The organism is Alcanivorax sp. UBA3183, assembly GCF_002364155.1.
In the GTDB taxonomy this organism is placed as follows: Bacteria; Pseudomonadota; Gammaproteobacteria; order Pseudomonadales; family Alcanivoracaceae; genus Alcanivorax; species Alcanivorax jadensis.
Map to the genome: position 1 here is coordinate 192,898 of NZ_DEXN01000009.1, position 18,314 is coordinate 211,211.

Annotated in this window: 14 protein-coding genes; 8 read left to right on the forward strand and 6 right to left on the reverse strand. The window is 59.1% G+C overall.

Annotated features, from left to right (window positions below; genetic code table 11):
* The first annotated feature begins 13 nt into the window (after window positions 1-13).
* The 6 genes from B3Q33_RS04040 to B3Q33_RS04065 all read left to right on the forward strand — a co-directional run bounded on the left by B3Q33_RS04040 (window position 14) and on the right by B3Q33_RS04065 (window position 9,676).
* Window positions 14-1,621 carry a carboxyl transferase domain-containing protein gene (locus B3Q33_RS04040; RefSeq protein WP_035244575.1) on the forward strand — a complete coding sequence of 536 codons (1,608 nt, stop codon included), beginning with the start codon at window positions 14-16 and terminating at the stop codon, window positions 1,619-1,621.
* Window positions 1,622-1,678: 57 nt separating this feature from the next.
* Window positions 1,679-2,452, forward strand: coding sequence for an enoyl-CoA hydratase/isomerase family protein (locus B3Q33_RS04045; RefSeq protein ID WP_272963224.1), 774 nt, complete (start codon window positions 1,679-1,681; stop codon window positions 2,450-2,452).
* Window positions 2,453-2,545: 93 nt separating this feature from the next.
* Window positions 2,546-4,495: a biotin carboxylase N-terminal domain-containing protein gene (locus B3Q33_RS04050; protein WP_286826985.1), complete on the forward strand. Its 1,950-nt coding sequence runs from the start codon at window positions 2,546-2,548 to the stop codon at window positions 4,493-4,495.
* Between the two features lie 86 nt (window positions 4,496-4,581).
* Entirely contained in the window at window positions 4,582-6,522 is a 1,941-nt protein-coding gene (locus B3Q33_RS04055; protein WP_273010290.1) for an acetoacetate--CoA ligase, read from the forward strand.
* Window positions 6,523-6,600: 78 nt separating this feature from the next.
* Window positions 6,601-7,875 carry a hypothetical protein gene (locus tag B3Q33_RS04060; RefSeq protein WP_035244582.1) on the forward strand — a complete coding sequence of 425 codons (1,275 nt, stop codon included), beginning with the start codon at window positions 6,601-6,603 and terminating at the stop codon, window positions 7,873-7,875.
* A gap of 88 nt (window positions 7,876-7,963) precedes the next feature.
* Window positions 7,964-9,676: a ShlB/FhaC/HecB family hemolysin secretion/activation protein gene (locus B3Q33_RS04065; RefSeq protein ID WP_035244583.1), complete on the forward strand. Its 1,713-nt coding sequence runs from the start codon at window positions 7,964-7,966 to the stop codon at window positions 9,674-9,676.
* A 104-nt stretch (window positions 9,677-9,780) separates the two neighbouring features.
* Here B3Q33_RS04065 and B3Q33_RS04070 read toward each other — a convergent pair whose 3' ends face one another.
* Window positions 9,781-10,020, reverse strand: coding sequence for a YdcH family protein (locus B3Q33_RS04070; RefSeq protein WP_035244585.1), 240 nt, complete (start codon window positions 10,018-10,020; stop codon window positions 9,781-9,783).
* A 455-nt stretch (window positions 10,021-10,475) separates the two neighbouring features.
* Between B3Q33_RS04070 and B3Q33_RS04075 the strand changes: the two genes are divergently transcribed.
* Window positions 10,476-11,420 (forward strand): oxygenase MpaB family protein, encoded by a 945-nt coding sequence (locus B3Q33_RS04075; protein WP_272963227.1) that lies wholly within the window; start codon window positions 10,476-10,478, stop codon window positions 11,418-11,420.
* Window positions 11,421-11,565: 145 nt separating this feature from the next.
* Here the strand turns inward: B3Q33_RS04075 and djlA are convergent, their stop codons facing one another.
* The 5 genes from djlA to B3Q33_RS04100 all read right to left on the reverse strand — a co-directional run bounded on the left by djlA (window position 11,566) and on the right by B3Q33_RS04100 (window position 16,892).
* Entirely contained in the window at window positions 11,566-12,384 is an 819-nt protein-coding gene (djlA, locus tag B3Q33_RS04080; protein WP_272963228.1) for a co-chaperone DjlA, read from the reverse strand.
* Window positions 12,385-12,387: 3 nt separating this feature from the next.
* On the reverse strand, window positions 12,388-13,170 hold the full coding sequence (hyi, locus tag B3Q33_RS04085; protein WP_035244592.1) for a hydroxypyruvate isomerase: 783 nt from the start codon (window positions 13,168-13,170) through the stop codon (window positions 12,388-12,390).
* Window positions 13,170-14,090, reverse strand: a complete 921-nt coding sequence (locus tag B3Q33_RS04090; RefSeq protein ID WP_408605289.1) for an NAD(P)-dependent oxidoreductase — start codon at window positions 14,088-14,090, stop codon at window positions 13,170-13,172. Before B3Q33_RS04090 ends, hyi begins: the two co-directional genes overlap by 1 nt.
* A gap of 127 nt (window positions 14,091-14,217) precedes the next feature.
* Complete coding sequence (locus B3Q33_RS04095; protein WP_272963229.1) at window positions 14,218-16,131, reverse strand: FTR1 family protein; 1,914 nt, start codon at window positions 16,129-16,131, stop codon at window positions 14,218-14,220.
* Between the two features lie 92 nt (window positions 16,132-16,223).
* A complete protein-coding gene (locus tag B3Q33_RS04100; protein WP_272963230.1) occupies window positions 16,224-16,892 on the reverse strand; it encodes a DNA-3-methyladenine glycosylase I in 669 nt (222 codons plus the stop codon).
* A gap of 139 nt (window positions 16,893-17,031) precedes the next feature.
* On the opposite strand from B3Q33_RS04100, the gene B3Q33_RS04105 reads away from it, so the two are divergent.
* A complete protein-coding gene (locus tag B3Q33_RS04105; protein WP_035244598.1) occupies window positions 17,032-18,261 on the forward strand; it encodes a pyridoxal phosphate-dependent aminotransferase in 1,230 nt (409 codons plus the stop codon).
* The last annotated feature ends 53 nt before the right edge of the window (window positions 18,262-18,314 follow it).

The following is an 18,314-nucleotide window of genomic DNA, read 5'->3' on the forward strand; positions in this document are numbered from 1 at the left end:
TTGCGAGACTCCTATGCCCAAGATCAATAGCCAGATCAATCCCGCCAGCCCGGAATTCCAGGCCAATCGGGAACACAACCTGACACTGCGCCAGCAGCTTCAGGACAAACTGGACCACATCGCCCACGGCGGTGGTGAGGCCGCCGAGCAGCGTCTGCGCGAACGCGGCAAACTGCCGGTGCGGGAGCGAATTAATCTTCTACTGGACCCGGGCTCGCCGTTCCTGGAGATTTCCGCCCTGGCTGCCGAAGGCGTCTATGGTGAAGACGTTCCGGCAGCAGGCTGTGTGGGCGGCATCGGTCAGATCCACGGTGTGGAATGCATGATCGTCGCCAACGACCCCTCAGTAAAAGGCGGCAGTTACTACCCGCTGACCGTCAAGAAACACCTGCGGGCCCAGGCCATTGCCGCCGAAAACCGTCTGCCCTGTGTCTATCTGGTGGATTCCGGCGGCGCCAACCTGCCCCGTCAGGACGAAGTCTTCCCGGACCGGGATCACTTCGGCCGCATCTTCTTCAACATGGCCAACATGTCTGCCCGGGGCATTCCCCAGATCAGTGTGGTGCTGGGCTCCTGCACCGCCGGCGGCGCCTACGTGCCGGCCATGGCAGACGAAGTGATCATGGTGAAGGAACAGGCCACCATCTTCCTGGCCGGCCCACCCCTGGTGAAGGCCGCCACCGGTGAGGTGGTCACCGCCGAAGAGCTGGGCGGTGCCAATCTTCACTGTGAGCAGTCTGGGGTGGCCGACCATTTGGCCGATGACGAACCCCACGCCCTTGAGCTTGCACGCCGCTCCATCGCGCACCTGAACTGGCACAAACCGGATCAGGTAAACCGTCAGGCGGTACGCCCGCCTGCCTACGATTCCAGGGAACTCTACGGCGTCATCCCCACCACTACCCGCCAGCCCATGCCGGCGCGGGAACTGATTGCCCGTATGGTAGACGGCTCCGAACTGGATGAATTCAAGGCCCGCTACGGCACCACCCTGGTGTGCGGCTTTGCACACATCCACGGCTACCCGGTGGGCATTCTCGCCAACGATGGGGTCCTCTACTCCGAATCCGCCCAGAAAGGCGCGCACTTTATCGAGCTGTGTAACCAGCGAAAGATTCCGCTGCTGTTCCTGCAGAACATCACCGGTTTCATGGTGGGCAAGAAATACGAATCCGAAGGGATCGCCAAACATGGCGCCAAGATGGTCAACGCCGTGGCCTGTGCCAGCGTGCCCAAATTTACCGTGATCACCGGTGGCAGCTTCGGTGCCGGCAATTACGGCATGTGCGGGCGCGCCTACGATCCACGCTTCATGTTCATGTGGCCCAATGCCCGTATTTGTGTGATGGGCGGTGAACAGGCTGCCAGCGTCCTCACCCAGGTCAAGCAGGCTTCGCTGAAGAAGAAAGGTCAGCAATGGAGTGACGAGGAAGCGACGGCATTTCAGGCAGACATGACCGAGCGCTACGAGGAAATGGCGCAACCCTGGTACGCCAGCGCACGACTGTGGGACGACGGCGTGATTGATCCGGCGGATACCCGTGACGTACTCGGGCTGGCCATCTCTGCCAGCTTGAACGCACCGATTGAAGAAACGCGTTATGGCGTGTTTCGGATGTGACGGGGACGCTTGTACGCAGGCACGCTTCACGCAACATGCTAAAACCTGGAGCAGGATATGAGTGTAACAACACAGATCGAAGGCCCGGTGGCCCGCATTACGCTGGACAATCCGGACAAGCGCAACGCCTTCGACGACACCATTATCGCCTCTCTCACCGATGCGTTTGAACACGTCGGGAGCGATGACAGCGTGCGCGTTGTGGTGTTGCAGGCCGCCGGTAACCATTTTTCTGCCGGCGCCGATCTCAACTGGATGCGCGCCATGGGCAAGCTGGATGCGCAACAGAACCGGGATGATGCACTGAAACTGGCGCGGCTGATGCAGGCCATCGACCAAAGTCCCAAACCTGTCATCGCCCGGGTGCAGGGTGCCGCCTTCGGAGGCGCTCTGGGTCTGATCTGCGCCGCTGACATGGCGGTGGCTGCCGACAATGCCCGCTTCTGTCTCAGCGAGGTGAAGTTGGGCATCGTACCGGCTGTGATCAGCCCCTATGTGGTCCGCGCCATGGGCGCCCGCCAGGCCAATCGCTATTTCATGACCGCTGAGGTCATTCCTGCCAGCAAGGCGGTCGCTCTTGGGCTTGCCCACGAAGTGGTACCGGAAAATGAACTGGATGAGGCAGTTAACACCCTCACCAGCGCCCTGCTCAGCGCCGCCCCCCGGGCCCAGATCGCGGCACGCAATCTGATCGCCCGCGTCAGCGACGGCCCTATTGATCAGAGCATGCTCAACGACACCGCCGACCTCATCGCCAAGCTGCGTACCGGCGAAGAAGGCCAGGAAGGGCTGAGTGCCTTTCTGGAAAAACGAAGCCCAAATTGGATCTGATCCACTATCCGTAGGAGCGCCGCTGGCGGCGCGATAACCCATGCCGGAATCGCGCCGCCAGCGACGCTCCTACGGCAGGACAAAGGCAACAACATGGCACAGATAAAAAAACTCCTGATCGCCAACCGTGGCGAAATTGCCCGGCGCATTATCCGCACCTGCCGTCAGCAAGGCATCGCTACCGTGGCGGTCTACTCGGAAGCGGATGCCACCCTGCCCCATGTGCGTGAAGCGGATCAGGCGGTCTGCCTGGGCCCGGCACCAGCGCGGGAAAGCTACCTGGTGATCGACAAGGTCATCGCCGCCGCCAAAGATACCGGCGCCGATGCCATTCACCCGGGTTACGGATTCCTTTCCGAGAACACCGCCTTTGCCGCCGCCTGCGAAAACGCCGGCATCATTTTTGTCGGCCCCAATGCCCGCGCCATCGAGGTCATGGGCGACAAGGCCGCCGCCCGGCAATTGATGGCGACCAGCGGCGTACCGGTATTGCCCGGTTTCGATGAAGAAGGCGCCAGTGATGACGACCTGGTTCGCGCCAGCGAGCAGGTGGGTTTCCCGCTACTGATCAAGGCCGTAGCCGGTGGTGGTGGCAAAGGTATGCGTGTGGTCAACAGCGCCAGCGAGTTCACCGAAGCACTGGCGGCGGCACGCCGCGAAGCCAGCGGCGCCTTCGGCGATGACCGGGTACTGCTGGAGCGCTATCTGCCCACGGCTCGCCATGTGGAAGTGCAGGTATTCGCCGACAATCACGGCAACGCCGTACACCTTTTCGAGCGCGACTGTTCGGTACAGCGTCGCCATCAGAAAATCATCGAGGAAGCCCCTGCACCAGGCCTGGATGAAACCACCCGGGACGCCTTTGGCAACGCCGCAGTTCAAGCGGCCAAGGCCATTGACTATCGCGGTGCCGGCACCGTCGAGTTCCTCTACGGTCCCGATGGCCAGTTCTACTTCATGGAAATGAACACTCGCCTCCAGGTAGAGCACCCGGTGACGGAAATGATTACCGGCGAAGACCTGGTTGCCTGGCAGCTCGCCGTCGCCGCCGGCGAGCCGCTGCCCAAAGCGCAGCATCAGATCGAGCGTCTCGGCCACGCCATGGAAGTGCGCCTGTATGCGGAAAATCCGGAACAGGGCTTCCTGCCCTCCTCCGGTCTGCTCAGCCATCTGCGCTGGCCCCATGAAGTGGCCCGGGTGGATGCCGGTTATGAGAATGGCGATCGGGTGGACGACCATTACGACCCCATGATCGCCAAGCTGATCTGCCATGGTGCGTCACGCAATGAGGCCCGCCAGAAACTGATCATGGCTCTGGAAGCCCTGGAACTGAGCGGCATCCATCACAATGCGCCCTTCCTGCACCGGGTACTCAACGACGGTGCCTTTGCCGGTGGCGAACTGGACACCCGTCTTCTGGAACACCGCCCGCAACTGCTGGAGGCCACCGGCACTGATCCAGCGCTGCTGGCCCTGGCCGCCAGCCAGGTATTCGCCACCGACAACACCGGCAACTCACCCTGGCAAAGCCTGCAGGGCTGGCGGCCGCTGGGTAGACGTTTCCGGCAGACGCTACTTCAGGTTGATGGCGACCTGGTAACCGTTCGTGAGCAGGACGGCCGTGCCGCCGTGAGCGACCAGCAAGCGCCTCTCAGTGCCACTCTCACGGATCACGGCATCACCCTGCATTGGGGAAACGTCGGTCTGCGCGCACGCCATGCCCGCAAAGATGATCACACCCTGCTGTTGTTCGTGGCGGGACAGGCCCATGCGGTCACATTGAACCCCAGCCGTGAGAGCGCCCGGCACGACGAAGAAGCCGGCTTCATGGCGCCCATGAGCGGCACCATCGTGGCCCTGCATGTGTCTGCCGGCGATACCGTTGCTGCTGGCGATGCGGTGATTACACTGGAGGCCATGAAGATGGAGCACACCCTGCGCGCTACGGTGCCGGGGATAGTGCATGACTTTCATGTGGCAGTCGGCGACAGCGTCAACGAAGGCACCCTACTGGTGGAATTTGAAGAGACCGCTGACGACTGACAATCGCGGCCTTTCGGCCGCGATGACCAACCTGATTGAAACCGCCGGACACCTGCTGCCGGACACCAGACCCTTGGGAGAACAAAATGGCCGCACCGCTTTGGCAACCGGGTGAAGCACAACAGAACAGCCGACTGGCCAGATTCTGGGAACAGGCCCGCCACCACAGTGGCCAGCCACTGGACGACTACAATGCCCTGCATGCCTGGTCAGTGGAGCAACCGGAGGCATTCTGGCAACAGGTGTGGGACTTCTGTGGTCTGGTGGGTGAGCCCGGCAACACCGTACTCACACGCCGCGACCGTTTCCAGGACACCCGCTGGTTTCCGCAAGCTAAGCTGAACTATGCGGAAAACCTGTTACACCGCAACGATACTCACCCGGCGCTGATCAGCGTGCTGGAAGACGGCACCCGCACCGAGGTCAGTTACGCCGATCTGCGTGTAGCCGCCGGCAAGGTGGCTGCCCAATTGCAGGCTGCCGGCGTTAAACCCGGCGACCGGGTCGCCGGCTACATGCCCAATCGTATTGAGACGGTGATCGCCGCCCTGGGCGCTGCCTGGATCGGCGCGGTATGGTCATCCTGTTCGCCGGACTTTGGCGTATCCGGCGTGCTGGACCGCTTCGGCCAGATCGAACCCACCGTGCTGCTAGCCTGTGATGGCTATCACTACAACGGCAAATGGATCGACCTGGGCGAGCGAATCGACGCCCTGCATGATGCCCTGAAACCGGCATTGATGGTGGTGGTGCCCGGCAAGGGCAACAGTACACCGGTGCGACGGGCACTCATCTGGCAAACCTGGCTCGACAGTGCCGGGCCGGCACCGGACTTCGCCGCACTGCCGTTCAATCATCCGCTGTTCATTCTCTATTCCTCCGGCACCACCGGGCAGCCCAAATGCATCGTTCATGGCGCCGGCGGCACCCTGCTGCAGCAGACCAAGGAATTGCAGCTGCATGCGGACGTGGGCGCAGATGACACCCTGTTCTATTTCACCACCTGCGGCTGGATGATGTGGAACTGGTTGCTGTGTGGTCTACATACCGGTGCCACCCTGGTGCTCTACGATGGCAACCCGGCCTACCCGAACACCGCCCGGCTGTTCGATCTGGTGGATGACGAAGCCATTACCCATTTCGGCACCAGCGCCAAGTTCATCCAGGCCGTGGAGAAATCTGGCCTCAAGCCCCGCGAAAGCCATGATCTGGCCACCCTGCGCACGCTCTTCTCCACCGGCTCCCCCTTGCTCCACGAGAGTTATGACTATCTCTATGAGCAGGTGAAAGCGAATCTGCTGGTCAGCTCCATTTCCGGCGGTACCGATATTATTTCCTGCTTTGCTCTCGGCAACCCGTTGCTGCCGGTCTACCGCGGCGAATTGCAGTGCCCAGGCCTGGGCATGGACGTGGCCGTGTTTGACGACGACGGCGAACCGCTGGCGGACAGCAAGGGCGAACTGGTGTGTCGACAGCCCTTCCCTTGCTGCCCGATACAGTTCTGGAACGACCCGGATGGCAGCCGTTTCCACAAGGCTTACTTCGCACGTTTTGACGGCGTCTGGGCCCATGGGGATTACGCCCAGCTGGTGCTCCATGAGCAACACTGCGGGCTGATCATTCACGGCCGTTCCGATGCAGTGCTCAACCCAGGCGGCGTTCGCATCGGCACAGCAGAAATCTACCGTCAGGTGGAAACCCTGGATGCGATCCGTGAAGCCATTGTGGTCGGCCAGGAGTGGCAAGGGGATGTGCGCGTAGTGCTGTTTGTGGTGCTGGCCGATGGCGTCGATCTCAGCGAGGCACTACAGACGCGAATCCGCAAAGCGATCCGTGAAGGTGCCACGCCCCGCCATGTCCCGGCGGTGATTGCCGAGGTGCCGGAAATTCCACGCACGGTCAGCGGCAAAATTGTCGAACTGGCAGTCCGGGAAGTGATCCACGGGCGCCCGGTAACCAACCGCAATGCCCTGGCCAATCCGCAGGCACTTGAACATTTCTCCGACCGCCCTGAGCTGGCAAACTGACCACCCGTTTACCGGGCCATTGACGGCCCGGTTTAAACGCGCATCATGTAGGCTTGTACCGGCCCAGTGATGTAAAACATGAAGAATAATAAACGCTTGCCGACGTTGACGGCCGCCCTGCTATTTCCTCTCCTGGCCCTGTCAGGTCCTTTGCACGCCCAGATCATTACGCTTACCGGCGACACCTTCAAAGTCCTGCATGGAAAGCAGAGCGGGCTCTATTCGTTCTTCACCATGCAAGATGGGCGCCTGGCGCCCGTGCCTCATCAATGGGTGCAATGGTCGGAACAGGGTTACCCCTATTTCGAAGAAGATGACAGCACCAGTCCGGTTGGCGACCCCCTCCGGATTGATGCCGAGGATCGCCTGCTGCTGCGCTTTGAAGATGGCGGAAAGCCCCTTGGCGGCCCGGTCACCGAACAGGTGGCCGCAGAACTGGCCGTGGAACAAGATGGCGAAACCCGTTACTTCTACCTGATCAAGAACGCATACCTGCAGAGTACCGATCGCTACGTGCAGTTCGACCCGCAGTCCATGACAATCAAAAGTACCGACTATGCACTGAGCATGGCAGACGGCAACCTGTTCAACTGGAGCGACTTTTATTTTCGCGGCTTTGAGGGCGAAAACGGTGAGCGCCAGAGCATTCTCGATACCCTCAAACTACGCCTCAGTGCCGGCCTGTTCGGAGAAAACAACAGGATCACCCTGAACAACAACAACCTGGATCCCAAGGTAAAACAGGTCATCAATGGTCCGCTGGCAGCGCTGGTTTACGCGTCCACTTCGGTAACCGTTGCCAAGGTACCCGTGCTGCGCATCAACAATTATTTTCTGGTGATGCCCAAACAGATGGAGATCCATAGTCGCTTTACCTTGCCCGGCATCGCCGAAACTGTAGTGAAGCGCCCGGCACTGGATATTTCCCTGGACGGCAACGGCCTCTATGACAGTCAACTGATGACCAGTTGGACCGGCAATCATGTGGCGGTTACTGACGGCCGTTTGTCCGATGCCGAAAAGGCCATGCTCGACAAGCCCCTTGAGGGTGACAACTGGATCTGGTTCAGCACCGGCCGTGGTTTTGATTTGCTCGCCCAGCTGGCTTTCCTGAAGGGCTTTGATACCCCTGCCCGTCTGCTCTACCAGGATGATGCTTCGCTGGCCAATGACCCGGAGCGTTTTCCTGGCCAGCTTCCCAATGTGGGCTTTTCACTGACGGACATCCCTTTTGGTCAGGAGTTTTATTTTGTTACCCGGCTGTTCTACAGCAAGGACAGCCAGGGGCTTACGCCCGGCAACTATGCCCGCCAGCAACTGGATGAGCCGAGCGCCAGCCTGAAAATGGAATAACATGAAAGAGTGCGAGGTACGGCAGAAAACTTGTCATTCCCGCCGTAGGCTTTGTAGAGTAAAAGCTCTCCCGGTCAGGCGTTCGTTCATGCAGGCACTGTGTCCCGGTACGCAGCGGCAACAACTCTCCCGGGCCGGGTTTGGCATTTCCTGGCTGACGGCAACGCTGTTGTTGTGGCCCTTACCAGGCTTGGCATCCCCGCCCACTGTGGAAAGCTGTGAGCTTGTCTACGAAGACGGGGATCCGGCCCTGTTTGAATTTGTCGAGACCCGCCAGAAAGTGGATTTCAGTCGTTACCAAGGGCGCCCTATCGGCAAGATCCACTACAGCGTGCTTCCCATCTTCAATGAAAACGATCCGGCAGAAGATAACTGGCTCTATCGAACCGCTAATTTTTTGCATATAGAAACCCGTAAGACGACCCTTGAGAAACAAATGATCCTGACGAGCGGTGAACCGCTGGATAGAGATCATCTCAGGGAAAATGAACGACTTTTGCGCAGTAACGACTATCTTGTCGATGCGATGATCGTGCCCCACAGGGTGTGTGCGGATCACATTGACTTGCTGGTAGTAACGCGGGATGTATGGACCTTTTCGCCATCTACCTCGGCATCACGTTCTGGCGGTGAGACCAGCACCAGTGCCGGGTTTACGGAAAGTAACTTGTTGGGCAGCGGCCAGCGAGTCGCCGCGGGCTACTTCGATGACGCCGATCGCAGCGGCCACTTTTTCAGTTATCGTAACCCCCTACTGCCCGCACGGATGCAACTGAATCTTAGCTATACCAACGCCAGTGATGGTGAATCCCTCTCCGGCGGCCTCATACGCCCTTTCTATCAGCTGGACAGCCGCTGGTCCGGTGGCGTTGACATACAGCGAGAGAACCTACTCGAACGCATCGAAGTCAACGGTCAGACCGTCAATCGCTTTCGGCAGGAAGATAGCCGTTACGAAGCCTTTGTGGGTTGGTCACCGGGTGTCCAGGAGCAAGCCATTGTCCGCTGGCGGCTAGGGATAACCGACGAGGAGGAACGCTTCAGCGCGGTTCCCGACGAAACCACCTCGCTGCCCGAGGACGAGCGCCGCGTTTACCCTTCGATATCCGTGGAGTATCAGGAGAACCAACATCTGGTAGCCTCAAACCTAAACCGCGCCCAACGTCAGGAAGACATTCGCCTGGGCTGGTATCACTTTGCGCGAATGGGGCATGCCAGCAAAGCGCTTGGCAGTAATGCCGAGTCTGTCATTTTCAATTTCAGCACCAGCAATACCCGCTTTATCCGCAAGCACCATTTGTTTCGCAGTGGATTGTCTGCGAGTGGCCGCTATCAAGACGATGACTTTGTCAGCACCTACTATGGGGGCAACCTCAGTTATTATTATTTCCTTAACCAGAACAACCGCTGGTTTGCCCGTCTGAATGTGAATGCCGGCCGCAATTTGCGCCAGGACGAACAACTCACGATCGGAGGCAACGACAACTTGCGCGGCTACCCCACGGACTATCAGCGGGGTGACCGGCGCTGGGTGTTGTCCGTCGAACGACGCCGCTTTACCAATTGGCAGATTTTCAACCTGGCCTATGTGGGCGGTGCTGTATATGTGGATGCTGGGCAAGCTTGGGAGCAAGGCCAACCCCGCGGTAGCACTCTGGCAAACGCGGGGCTGGGATTGCGTCTCAGCCCCAGCAAGTTCCGCGTGGATCGGGTGCTTCACCTGGATGTGGCAGCACCACTGGTGAACCAGGATGAAGTGGACGATGTCCAGCTCATCGTTACAGGAAGAGTGGATTTCTAGCGGTAACGCCTGAAGCTGAGCAGCGTCAGAACGCCTTTAACCCAACAAGCCTTTCGTGATTTTTAACACCTGACATTTTGATGCGTCAGGTTTCTTTTTTATCTTTAACCATTATTAAGACGATGGTACACCTCATCCTTTAATCGAATACGCTCCCGCTTCAAACGTTCCATATCAAGGTCTGCAATCGGGCTCTCACGCATTTCCAGGCCCCGTATCTGCTTGTCCAGCTTGTCGTGCTCCATCACCAGCGTCTTGAAACCGGGATCATTGCTCACCAGTTCGTCAATCTTCTGGCGCTGATCCGGAAATTCATGGTGGATGCTGTGATTCTCTCCCAACATGGACATTTCTCCTTTGCGGTAACGTTCAGTAACCCGGCAAGGGCTACGTCTCACTCTCCGACACAAAAAACTGCGCCACTGTTCCCGTACATCATTAAATCACCACATTTCCTGATTAGATTCAATCAGGCAGGCCCGTAGGATGAATAGGGAGCCTCTGAATCACTCCTTGCATGCTCAGTCTTCCTGGCTGGCTCTCCCCTTCGGCCAAGGTGTAAAGAGCGGCGAGATTTTGAAGGTGTCCCCCCAAAGGGGATTGAGATATGTCCATCCGTCGGCTCTGCACCTTCAAGACGCAACAACGAGTGCGGGCCAGCCAGGAAGACCCGGAGGGCGGGGTCTGAAGGGCACGCTGAGTACGCAAGGAGTGATTCAGAGACTCCCCAGAGCGCTACGTTGTCACCGGGCAGCTCGGTGGTAGTTGGAGACCCACACTGCACAAAGGAGGCGTGCACATGGCGTTACCGCAATTACTGACCCGCGACCATATCCAGGCCGGCCTGTTCCAGGCCAGCGAACAATGCCATCAGCCCGATGCGGGCCTGTTCGGCCCCGGCTCCATCTGCTGGCAGCTGATGCGCGAGAACCTCACCTCCCTGGCACACGGTCGAGTGGCACTGTTGGCCCTGGCGGACAGTCGTCTGTCCCAGTTACTGGCGGATTCCCATGACCTGGTACAACGGCTTCAGCACACCCAGGTATTCATGCTGAAACTGGTGTTCGGCAACCTGGACCAGGCCTTGCTGACACTGGACAGCCCACGCATGCGACGCAAGACACTGTTCGACGTGGATGACAGTGAAACCCTGCTGTATGCGCTGACGGCCTGGATGGATTCCTGCCTGACGGTGTACCAGGAGATCATCGAGCCGCTGAATACCGCCCACCAGGAACGGTTGTTCGAGGAAACCATGTTGCTGGCGCAGGTCATGGGAATTCCCGAAAGTCGGCGACCGGCAGACTGGCACGCCCATCAGCGCTGGTGGAAGCGTCGCCTCAACCACCATGGCCCGATCAGTGATCGACGCCGCCAGCTGGGCCACAACCTGATCCGCGAGCAGGGCTACCCGGGGCGACTGCCCTATAGCCCCTACCTGCCGCTGGCCTCTTTCCAGATCCCCGAACACCTGAGACAGACATTCCGGTTACCGCAAACCGGGCTGGACAGCCACCGCGCCTACCAGAAGCACCTGAACCGGCTAATGGACATCACCCGCCGGCTGCCACCGCGATTGCGCTTTCAGCCTGCCTATCACGAAGCCAGCCAGCGTCTGGGGGGCCGGGCTCGCGCCGATCTGGCGACCCGGTTGCTGAATCGATGGTGGACCGGAGAAAGCGATCTGGTGAGCAGTGGCTGGTCGATCCCGAAAGTGGACCGGCTACCCAGCGTGAGTTATTGAAGAAACGCAAAAGCCCCACGCGGCACGCGGCGGATAACCGTTGGAGCTTTGCTTGCAAAGCGAAGGATCAAAGCAACCTCCTCGCTGGAAAATTCGCTTTGCAAGCAAAGCTCCAACAGTGGGCGTCTTTCGTGTTGTGGGCCGCCTATTTAAAACCGCGGTTATCCTTGATCATGTCGTAAGCCTTACTGATTTCCGCGGTTTTCTCGGTGGCCATGCGGATCATCTCGTCCGGCACCCCTTTCGCCGCCAGTTTGTCCGGATGATGTTCGCTCATCAGCTTGCGGTAGGCCTTCTTGATTTCCTGGTTGGACGCAGACTCACTAACACCCAGCACCTTATAAGCTTGTCCCAGGGATGGCCGCGATGGACCGGCAGAGCTCTGCCCGCCTCGATAGGCACCGCCTGCACCGGAGAACTGGGCCTGGGCCAGCAGCATGTTGAGAATCTGCTGAAACTGGGCCCGCGGCACACCCAGCCCTTCGGCAACCCGAACCAGAATTTCTTCTTCCGCCTCGTGGATCTCACCGTCCGCCAGGGCTACTTGCAGCAGGACTTCAAGCAATACCAGTATCAGTTGCTTGCGGTGTTTTACCGTACTCGCGAATTCAGCGACGGTTGCATCAAGAGGGAAGTCAGCCTCTTTACCACGATTGAACAGGGCAATGGCTTCAGCGCGCTGTTCCTCGTTGAGCTGCATGCGATCCATCACTGCCCGGGCCTGGGCGATTTCATCCTCGCTGACCCGGCCATCCGCCTTGGCCAGATGGCCCATGATGGAAAACACCGTATCAAACAGGGCCTTCTGCACTTCCGCCTGCTGCGGGCGAACGTTCTGCACCTGGGCGGCGCCTTTGTCGAGCATGTGCCCGATCAACACCCCGATACCCAGGCCGATGGGCCCTCCCACCAGCATCCCCAGCAGGCCGAGAATAATTTTGCCGCCCCAGTTAAGTTGCATCATTAATCAGTTAATCCGTGGTCTGAACCAGCCAAGACTGGTTTCGGTGTCCTGTTGCGGACGATACTCCGCACTGACCCAGCCCTGATAATCAAGCGCATCAAGGTGGGCAAACACCCTATCAAAATGAATTTCGCCGGTACCCGGTTCATGGCGTCCCGGATTATCGGCAAACTGAATATGTCCTATATGGGGACAAAGTCGCGAAAGGGAACGGCACAGATCCCCCTCCATGATTTGCATATGGTAGAGATCGAACTGGAACCGGATATTCTCCCGCCCCGCTGCCTCGATGACCGTCATGGCAGCAAGAGACGTATCAACAAAGAACCCCGGCATGTCCACTTTCGAGTTAATCGCTTCCACCGTCAGGGTCATTCCTTTCGCCGCCAGCAGATCAGCGGCAAAACGCAGGTTTTCCACCAGGGTCTGGAACGCCACATCAGCAGGCAGAGACTCCGGCCGAATGCCCGCCAGACAATTCATCCGCGGGCAATCCAGCACCTCGGCATACTCCAGGGCCTGAAACACCCCTTCGCGAAACTCCTCCACCCGGTCCGGCAGGCAGGCAATACCGCGCTCACCGGCCTGCCAGTCCCCTGGCGGCAGATTGAACAGTACCTGGGTCAGATGATGCTGTTGCAGCTTTTCCGCCAAGCTCGACGCCGGCCAGTCATAGGGAAACAGATATTCCACACCCTGAAAGCCAGCGTCAGCAGCGGCGGCAAAGCGGTCCAGAAACGGCAACTCGGTGAACAGCAGGGAAAGATTGGCGGCAAAGCGTGGCATCAGTGTTCCTCGTCAGCATTGCCTAGTCGGACGCCATTGAGCCGCTCCAGTTCCAGCAACAGGCCACTGTGATCCACCTCGCCGTTGCCGCTGGCGAGCAATGCCCGGTATTGCTCGAACACCCGCTGACTGAGCGGCAATGTCAGGCCTTCACTACGGGCCTCATCCAGGATCATGCGCAGATCCTTGAGCTGAATCCGCGCCGGTGCACCGGGCTCGAAATTGCGCTGCAGCATACGCTCACCATGCTGTTCGAGAATCTTGCTGCCGGCAAAACCGCCCAGCAGGGCCTCACGAACCTTTTCCGGCCGTGCCCCACCCCTGGCTGCCAGCAACAGGGCTTCCGACACCGCGCCAATGGTGATGCCGACAATGGCCTGATTGGCGAGCTTGGCCAGCTGACCGCTACCCACCGGGCCGATATGCGTCACGATGCCCATGGGTTGAAGTACCTCAGCGGCACGCACGAAACTCTCGTCGCCACCGCCGGCCATAATCGACAGGGTCCCTGCTTCCGCACCCCGGGTTCCCCCGGACACCGGCGCATCCAGATAAGCCCCGCCTTGCGCCTCCACCAACGTCCCATGACGGCGGGCCATGGCCGGCTCGATGGAGCTCATGTCGATCACCAGCGCACCCTGGCGAAGCTGGTTAATGGCACCACTCTGATAGAGCACCTGGTCCACGACTGTGCCGTTTTCCAGCATGGTGATCACCACATCCGCCTCGGCAACAGCCTCCGCCGGACTGGCAGCTAGACGCGCACGGTCGGACAAGGCTTGCGCCTTTTCCGGGGTCCGGTTCCAGAGAGTCAGGGAAAAACCGGCATCCAGCAGACGGGCCGCCATGGGGGCGCCCATCAAGCCGATGCCGAGAAAACTGATTTTGGTTTGTGACATGGCAGTACCGCTTTCACGCACCACAGCGCCAAAGGCGCTCGGGACAGGGGAATCTCTGGAGCGCCAGAATATCGACGCTCCAGAAAGAGGCAGAGGTAATTATTCCTGATTCTGACCTATTAGACACGCCCACACGCCAGTAAAAGCGCTATGCCTGTTGCCTGCTACCCCGCAACCACAACACGACGCCCAGTATTACCGCGATCATCTGCGCTACCACGCCTTGCAACGTAGGGAAGACACCCAACCATTCAATGGTGGGAACGCCCAGATAAAACGCGCTCAATACGCCCGCCTCCTGCAGGGCGGCAATGCCGCGTCCAAGCAGTACCACCGACAACACCAGCAATACCAGACTGGTTACCCGGAAGAACAGGCCAAGAGGCAGCTTCATGCCAATATGGAAGAACAGGAAGCAGACCACAGCCAGCCCCAGAACGGCCGCTGCGATTCCATAGAAAAGGAAGGCCTGAGTCACCATCGTCACCTGACTCCACAGCGCCTGATAGAACAGGATCGTTTCGAAGATTTCCCGGTAAACGGAGATAAAGGCAACGAACGTCAACACCCAGACCGTACCACTGCCCAGAGCATCATCTACCTTGCTACGGATATAGCCCATCCATTTCTGACTATTGCTGTTGCTGTGCATCCAGAAGCCCACGTAGAACAGGATCAGGGCAGCAACGACGCCCGCCACCCCTTCCGTCATTTCCCGGGAAGCGCCGCTGAACGTGACCAGCGAATTGGCCGCATACCAAGTCAGCCCGCCGGCTACCAGAGCAGCAATCCAGCCCAGATGAATATGACGGGTGGCGCTTACCGCGTTGGCCTTGCGGGTAAAGGTCAGCAGAGCCGCCACCACTAACAGGGCTTCAAGCCCTTCACGGAACAGAATGAAAAAGCTGGCAGAGAAGGTTGCCGCAGGGCTCAGGCCATCCCCGGACAGGGCATCCGCCGCCTTCGACAGGGAGGCCCGCGCCGCTGTCACTCGCTCGCTCACCGTATCCGCCGCTCGGTTACGATCGATGGCTTCACGCACCGCCATGAAATCCGCTTCGGCCACACGCATAAGGTCCCCATCCACTGCCGCAAGCTGCTGTTCGATCATCTCGAAGCCGTCCAGATAGGCGGACAGGGCAGCGGCCCGGGCCGCCTGACGATCACCGCTGCGGTAGGCGCTTTCGGCTTCCTGCAGGCGTTCATCACTCAGGGCTATATAGCGGTTTTTGTTGAACAACGCAGACGGCTCCCGGCGTAGATACCCCAGGGCCGCATAGGCCTGTTCGCCCTGCTCTTTCAACACATCTTCCGGCGCCTGGGCCACCAGGGTATCCAGCGTCAGTGATGTCTTCATGCCGGGGATCTGGTTGAAAGCTGTCTTGCCGGTTTCTGCCATCTCATCGCTGACCGCTTTGGCTCCCACGAAGAACGCCAGCGCCCAGCGGTCTTTGTCACTTAGGGTATCGCTGTAAGCGCCCATACCGGTGCCATCCACTCCCTGGGTGATGGTGGTATGCAGGCCCAGTAACGAGCGCCCGTTGTAGCGGGTGACTTCCGTAAAGTTGGTGGGAGCCGGTTCCAACGCCGCGCCAGCAGGTCCATCACCCCGGCCTTCGGCGCCATGGCAGGCGACACATTGGGTTTGATACAGCTCGGCGGCGCGCTCAAGATCCGGTGCCGCTTTTGGCGACACCGGGATGCCGTAGACGGTGACCAGGGTGGCACGAATAGACTGGGTCAGTTCTTTGATACGGGGTTCCACGGCCTTGTCGATCACCGCCCTTTGCAGGGCATTCGCCTTATCCTGCAAGTCTTGCTTGCCATCAGCGGCAGGTAGCTGAGCCACCCCCTGCGCCAACAGGGCCGTAAACTCTTCCATCTCGGCGTATTCTTCCGGGCTGACGATATCGCCATCCACCACGGCATTGATGTAATCCGCCCCGACGTACTCCACCAACTGCACCAGAGCAGTCTGGTTGCTGGCAAACGCAGGCGAATTAAGGAAGAAGATCGAGATCAGAACAGCGGCGAGGCGCACCGGGATGGGAACAGCAGCCATGAAATGAATCCAGCTCAATGTGAAAAGGAGAGTCATTATCATTTATCTGAGTAAACCCATCAAGGCCGACCCTACACCGACGCCCCTGCACATCAGCCGATCGTAAAAGCCAACACTTTACTGATATGGGCCTGGGGCCAGCCACTCTCCTGCTGCCAGACATTGAACGCCGCCTGAGCAGACCGCTGGTCACGCTGGCTGGCCGGGGGTTTGTCGATGATATTCTGGGCCTTCAAGGCAGCAATCACATCACCGGTGGGGTACCAGGTATCACGGCCCACCATGCGCAGGAAGGCGGCTCCGGAGTTACCACCCAGTTGTTTACCGCGCTTTTTGAGCAGCAGCCACATTCCCACGGTGTCATCCGCCGGCCAATCCGCCAGCCAGTTGCCAACACTGCCGTACTCCTCGGCCAGATCCAGCACCAGCTGAGCATTATGGCGAATGGCTTTCATCTTGCCCCAGTGGCGAATCAGGCGCGTGTCCTGCATGCGCTCGTCCAGCATGCTATCCGGCATCAGCACCAGCTTTTCCGGATCGAAACCGAAAAAAGCATCCTCGAACGCCGGCCATTTGTTGTCCACCAGGGAATGCTTGAGCCCGGCCCGGAAAATGCGCCGGGTCAACGCCGAAAAGTAGAACGCATCATCACGGTTGCGCAAAAGCCCGGCATCCGCCACGCCAGGCAGTTCCGCCTTGACCGCTTTTAAAGACCCCTTGCGGTTTACCGCCAGGGCCAACAAATCCTTGAATGGGGTCACGCTCTGCTCCGGTTGCGTTTTGTTTCTAGTAACTCGATAACTGGATCCGCGATGCAGTCACGGATTCAGGTCGATATACAGTAATTTGGGGACATTGTAGAATCAGCCTCTTGGCTCTATCCAATTCAACGGGACCGGCATGACCATCGACCAATACCACGTCAACAAATCCGACAAACTGCGCGGTGTATGTTACGACATTCGCGGCCCGGTGCTGCGTGAAGCCCATCGCCTGGAAGACGAAGGTCACCGGGTGATCAAGCTGAACATCGGCAATCCTGCGCCCTTCGGCTTCGAGGCACCGGAAGAGCTGCTTCAGGACGTGATCAGCAACCTGCCGGATTCCACCGGGTACTGCCACTCCAAGGGTCTGTTCCCGGCCCGCAAGGCAGTGATGCAGTATACCCAGACCAAGGGCATCGAAGGCGTCACCGTAGATGATGTGATCATCGGCAATGGCGTGTCCGAGCTGATTGTCATGTCCATGCAGGCCTTGCTCAACAGCGGCGATGAAGTGCTGTTGCCGGCACCGGACTACCCCCTGTGGACCGCTGCCGTGCGCATGTCCGGCGGCACCCCGGTGCACTACCTGTGTGATGAACAGCAAGACTGGCAACCGTCACTGGAAGATATTCGTGCCAAGGTGAACAAGAACACCAAGGCCCTGGTGATCATCAACCCGAACAACCCCACCGGCGCCAACTACGAGCCGGCCATGCTGCAGGAGTTGTTGCAGATTGCCCGGGAAAACAACCTGATCGTGTTCGCCGACGAGATCTACGACAAGATCCTCTACGACGGCGAGGTGCATACGTCCATCGCATCCATGGCCGACGATCTTCTGTTCATCACGTTCAACGGCCTGTCCAAAAATTATCGCGCTGCTGGTTTCCGCGCTGGCTGGATGGTGATATCAGGTGCTAAACACCGGGCAGAGAGCTATATCGAAGGGCTCGATATGCTGGCCAGCATGCGCCTGTGCGCCAACGTACCCAGCCAGCATGCAATCCAGACTGCTCTGGGCGGCTACCAAAGCATCGGGGATCTGGTGTTGCCCACCGGGCGCCTGGGACGCCAGCGGGATCTGGCCTGGGAAATGCTCGATTCCATTCCCGGAGTCAGTTGCGTCAAACCCAAATCCGCCCTGTATCTATTCCCGAAACTGGACCCGAAGGTGTTCCCGTTTGAAGACGATGAAGCCTTTGCACTGGATCTACTGCGCGAAGAAAAGGTCCTGATCGTTCAGGGTACCGCCTTCAACTGGCCAAACCCGGATCACTTCCGCGTGGTGTTCTTGCCCCGGGTGGATGACCTGGAAGATTCCATCGGCCGCATTGCCCGTTATCTGGATCGGGTACGAAAAAAATAACAGGGATTGATTCCCGAACCGACTTGCAGAAGCGTCGCTGGCGGCGCGATTCC

Coding starts and splice junctions, on each gene's coding strand:
- B3Q33_RS04105 (WP_035244598.1), top strand. CDS start 17,032: ATGACCATCGACCAATACCACGTCAACAAATCCGACAAACTGCGCGGT.
- B3Q33_RS04065 (WP_035244583.1), top strand. CDS start 7,964: ATGCAGGCACTGTGTCCCGGTACGCAGCGGCAACAACTCTCCCGGGCC.
- B3Q33_RS04075 (WP_272963227.1), top strand. CDS start 10,476: ATGGCGTTACCGCAATTACTGACCCGCGACCATATCCAGGCCGGCCTG.
- B3Q33_RS04050 (WP_286826985.1), top strand. CDS start 2,546: ATGGCACAGATAAAAAAACTCCTGATCGCCAACCGTGGCGAAATTGCC.
- B3Q33_RS04045 (WP_272963224.1), top strand. CDS start 1,679: ATGAGTGTAACAACACAGATCGAAGGCCCGGTGGCCCGCATTACGCTG.
- B3Q33_RS04055 (WP_273010290.1), top strand. CDS start 4,582: ATGGCCGCACCGCTTTGGCAACCGGGTGAAGCACAACAGAACAGCCGA.
- B3Q33_RS04060 (WP_035244582.1), top strand. CDS start 6,601: ATGAAGAATAATAAACGCTTGCCGACGTTGACGGCCGCCCTGCTATTT.
- B3Q33_RS04040 (WP_035244575.1), top strand. CDS start 14: ATGCCCAAGATCAATAGCCAGATCAATCCCGCCAGCCCGGAATTCCAG.
- B3Q33_RS04095 (WP_272963229.1), bottom strand. CDS start 16,131: ATGGCTGCTGTTCCCATCCCGGTGCGCCTCGCCGCTGTTCTGATCTCG.
- hyi (WP_035244592.1), bottom strand. CDS start 13,170: ATGCCACGCTTTGCCGCCAATCTTTCCCTGCTGTTCACCGAGTTGCCG.
- B3Q33_RS04070 (WP_035244585.1), bottom strand. CDS start 10,020: ATGTTGGGAGAGAATCACAGCATCCACCATGAATTTCCGGATCAGCGC.
- djlA (WP_272963228.1), bottom strand. CDS start 12,384: ATGATGCAACTTAACTGGGGCGGCAAAATTATTCTCGGCCTGCTGGGG.